The sequence below is a fragment of the Exiguobacterium sp. A1_3_1 genome (genome assembly GCF_048985645.1).
Taxonomy (GTDB): Bacteria; Bacillota; Bacilli; order Exiguobacteriales; family Exiguobacteriaceae; genus Exiguobacterium_A; species Exiguobacterium_A indicum.
The window spans coordinates 1-3,857 of sequence record NZ_WBYY01000237.1 but is presented as its reverse complement, the minus strand read 5'-3'; the positions used below and the strand labels follow the sequence as shown (position 1 = coordinate 3,857).

At 49.6% G+C, this 3,857-nt stretch carries 5 protein-coding genes; 1 reads left to right on the top strand and 4 read right to left on the bottom strand.

Annotated elements, in window-relative coordinates; translation table 11 throughout:
• Together F8N00_RS16865 and F8N00_RS16860 are read right to left on the bottom strand one after the other, a co-directional pair.
• Positions 1 to 417, bottom strand: a 417-nt coding sequence (locus F8N00_RS16865) for a glycerophosphodiester phosphodiesterase family protein (RefSeq protein WP_421018633.1), incomplete at its 3' end; no start/stop codon positions are given.
• Complete coding sequence (locus F8N00_RS16860; protein ID WP_421018632.1) at positions 417 to 1,895, bottom strand: carboxypeptidase M32; 1,479 nt, start codon at positions 1,893 to 1,895, stop codon at positions 417 to 419. The genes F8N00_RS16865 and F8N00_RS16860, both read right to left, overlap by 1 nt.
• A 145-nt stretch (positions 1,896 to 2,040) precedes the next feature.
• On the opposite strand from F8N00_RS16860, the gene F8N00_RS16855 reads away from it, so the two are divergent.
• Positions 2,041 to 2,670 (top strand): Lipopolysaccharide core heptose (II) kinase, encoded by a 630-nt coding sequence (locus tag F8N00_RS16855; protein WP_023468282.1) that lies wholly within the window; start codon positions 2,041 to 2,043, stop codon positions 2,668 to 2,670.
• A gap of 56 nt (positions 2,671 to 2,726) precedes the next feature.
• Here the strand turns inward: F8N00_RS16855 and F8N00_RS16850 are convergent, their stop codons facing one another.
• Positions 2,727 to 3,299, bottom strand: a complete 573-nt coding sequence (locus tag F8N00_RS16850) for a GNAT family N-acetyltransferase (protein WP_075642326.1) — start codon at positions 3,297 to 3,299, stop codon at positions 2,727 to 2,729.
• Between the two features lie 37 nt (positions 3,300 to 3,336).
• The coding region (locus F8N00_RS16845) for a hypothetical protein (RefSeq protein ID WP_421018631.1) at positions 3,337 to 3,857 on the bottom strand (521 nt) is incomplete at its 5' end.

The window sequence follows — 3,857 nt, the reverse complement described above, 5'->3', positions numbered from 1 at the left end:
GAATAACAGCCGGTCGGTCGCGATGCCGTGTGCGGCACAGCGTTCAAGGACATACGCTTCAAGCCCGTCATAGCGAATCGTATCCGTTTTCAGCTCGATGTTGAGCCGCAGGGTTGCTGGTGCGAGGATTGCGAGGACTTCGTCAAGCGTTGGAATTTTCGTCTTGATCGGTTCCCCTTTGAATCGTGCTCCAGCATCCAGCGCCTGCAGTTCAGCAACCGTCATGTCGATGACACGTCCTGTCCCGTTCGTCGTCCGGTTGACGGTCTCATCGTGAATAATGACACCGACACCGTCCTTTGAGAAATGGACATCGAATTCGACCCCATCGACGTCGTCTTCAATCGCAGCAGCGATGGCTTCGAGCGTGTTCTCCGGAAAACGGTCACTGACGCCGCGGTGTGCGAACCACAACATCAGAGTGCCTCGACGACACGCGTGTATTTCTTCGTCAAGTAGTTGACGAGTGGTGCGACCGAGATCGATTGCCCTGTTGCTGCTTCGATCAGTTCAGCCGGTGTCTTCGATTTCCCGTGACGGTGGATGTTTTCTTTCAACCAGCCTTTAATTGGAGCGAGTGTTCCCGCCGCGATTAGACCATCGACGTTATCGACGTCACGACGAAGCGCTTCGTTCAGCTGTGCCGCATAAACGAGACCGAGCGCGTAACTTGGGAAGTAACCGAACGAGCCACCTGACCAATGGACGTCCTGTAAGACGCCTTTTGCGTCACTCGGCACATCCACACCGAGATACTCTTTATAGAGGCGGTTCCATTCTTGCGGAAGATCCTTGACTTCGAGCTCTTTCGTCATCAAGCGTTTTTCCAGCTCATAGCGGATGATGATATGAAGCGCATACGTCAATTCATCGGCTTCGATCCGAATCAGTGACGGTTTGACTTCATTGACCGCGGCATAGAAGCGTTCGAACGGAACGTCAGCCAGTGACGGAATCGCTTGTTGTAAGCCATGATAACGTGCGTCGAGGAATCCTTGGTTGCGTCCGATGAAGTTCTCAAAGAAAAGTGATTGTGATTCGTGAATCCCCATCGAAGCCCCGTCACCAAGACCGAGTGAATCGAGTTCCGGTTCGATCCCTTGCTCATACGTCGCGTGTCCGGCTTCATGCATCGTGCCGAAGACAGAGTTCCGGTAGTCGTTCTCATCGTATTTCGTCGTGATGCGTGCGTCCTTCCGGTTGATCGTCGTCTGGAACGGATGGACCGTCTCATCCAAGCGACCAGACGTGAAATCATAGCCGATATCGCGGAGCCACTCTTGGTTCAAGGCGATCTGTGTCTCGCGGTCCGCTGACCAATCAAGCGTCGGGAAGTCTTTTCCTTCGAGCTGACCGAGCAAACCAATGATTGCTTGACGAAGTTCTGCGAACAACGGATCGAGTGTCGCGACCGTCATCCCCGGCTCATAATCATGGAGCAATGCGTCATATGGGTGCGCGTCATAGCCCCAGTACTCGACGAACTGGCGCTCCATCGCGACGATTTTCTCGATGTATGGTTCGAACATCGACCAATCGTTTGCGTCCTTCGCCTTTTCCCAGACGCTCTCTGCCTCAGAGATCAACGTGATGAACGTTTGGTACTCGGCTTCTGGAATCTTCGAGTCGCGATCGAATGCCTCTTTTGCTTTTGCGAACGAGATCGCTTCGATGCCCGTCAGCGTCTCTTGCTCCATTGCTGCTAGTAATTGTTGGTATGTTTCGCCTGTCCGGCGACGGAAGCTCTCTGTCGAGAGGAATCCGATCGACGCGGAACGGTTTGCTGCGCCTTGATCCGGCATGTATGTCCGCATGTCCCAGTAAAGTAATGCGACGGCTTCTTCGTATGCGCGAAGACCATCGAAATGGTCGCGCCATTGTTGTGTCGTTGACATGATTAAAAACCCCCTTGAAGTATGTAACAGTGTAACATTTTTAGCATATCACATAATGTTCAAAACTTTCACACACAAGTGATTTTTGAAACTTTTCCTGTCAGATGAGCGTATAATGGGTATAAGAAATGAAGGAGGAAAGGAAGTGACACCATTGAAAACTGACGCTGAGTTAGCGCAATTGATCCAATTGAAAGAAACAGGCTTCGTTTGTACGATCGAGCATCTTCCGAGTGAACTTGACTTAATCGGGACAGGACGAAGTGCGTTCGTCTTTCGCATCCGCGGAACAGATCGCGTCATCAAGAAATTTTACCCGTCGTTTCGAACGCTCGCTGATCTCGAAGGGAGCATCTACGCACAGTTGACTGATTTTCCGACGTATGCGCAAGTCTACGAATACGGTGCCGATTATATCGTGCTTGAATACATTGAAGGTCAAACGTTATTCGAATGTCTCGTCAGCGGGACGTTCATCCCAGAATCCGTCTTAACGACAGTCGATACGGCTTTAGCACAAGCACGATCCGTCGGTTTGAACCCATCAGACATCCATTTACGTAATATCCTTTTGACCGCTAACGGAACACGGATCATCGACGTCGCTCGGTTCCGTCAAACCGAACCGTGTACACAATGGGATGATTTGAAAAAGGCGTATCATTATGTGTATGCAAAACCGTTCTTCCCGAAAAAGTTGAGCGAGACGTTCCTCAATACGATTGCCGACGTCTATAAGGGACGATTATTCGAATCGATCCGAAAGACCGGTTAAAAACTTAAAACGCGATGCTCCTCTTTATGAGGAAACATCGCGTTTTTTGACTTGAATTAAAGATTTTTTTTCATGTCATATGCTTCACGAAGCAGCCCATAGATCGCACAATCCTTATACTCTCCTGCTGCATTGCGGATCATCGCCCGTACCGTTCCCTCTTGAATCATGCCGACCTTCTGCATGATCCGCCCGGAAGCTGGATTGTCGATATTATGGGCTGCTGAAATTTTATGGATATGCATCTCTTGAAAACCAAAGGCAAGGACTGCAGTTAAAGCCTCACTACCGTATCCGTTATTCCACCAGTCGTATCCGATACAATAACCGACCTCACAGTGGTCCGTCGTCGCATCGAAAGCAAATAGATCGATGACACCAATCAACGTTCCACTGTGTTTCTCTTCTATCCCCCAATAGCAAAAGGTTTTCTCTTCGTAGGAAGCAAGGACTTCTGTTACGCGTGCTTTCGTCTGCGCCATCGTCTCGTGTGGTCCTTTGATCAAATGACGCATGACACGATCGTCCGATAACCAGTTTTGAAACATGGCTTCCGTATCTGACAGTTGAACCTTCCGTAATCGTAGCCGTTTAGTATGTAATGCTGGACTTCCTTGAAATTGAATCATGATAAATTCCTTTCTAAATTAGGTATTTGAAATAAAATCATTTCGAATAAACAAGTCGAAAGACGATCATACTGGCGACGGCTAAGAGACGTTCATTCGTGTCACAGTCAAAGACGAGTCGCGCTCCGTGTCGTGACCCCGTCGCGATACAGTCCCCGTTTTGATAGACACCGATTTTTCGCGTAAGCGTCGAGGACCGAATCTGATACGCCTGATCGGCATACGAGACAAGTAACACTTCTTGCAGTCGTAATTGTTGTCGCAGTGCCGCATCGGTGCGGATTGTTCCGACATCGCGTCCGTCTTTGCGAATCACAAAATGTGTCGTATTGCGTAGCCACTCCGTCCTTGTCTCTTTAATTTGTAATTTTTCCCCGTCTCCTTCGAATGTTACGTCGAGGAAAAATGATTCAAACTTTTCGAAGCGCGCAAGGATTGCCTGCCACCACGTGGCGTAACGACGTGAGAACGTCAGCCATCGTTCATGCGCGAGAAAGACCGTATTCGTCTTTCGGCTCGCCCGGTCCGCTAAGCGAACGGATACTCCCTCTTCTACTC

What these genes read in the sequence shown, in the direction of transcription:
- F8N00_RS16860 (WP_421018632.1), bottom strand. Translation starts at nt 1,895, where the DNA reads ATGTCAACGACACAACAATGGCGCGACCATTTCGATGGTCTTCGCGCA.
- F8N00_RS16850 (WP_075642326.1), bottom strand. Translation starts at nt 3,299, where the DNA reads ATGATTCAATTTCAAGGAAGTCCAGCATTACATACTAAACGGCTACGA.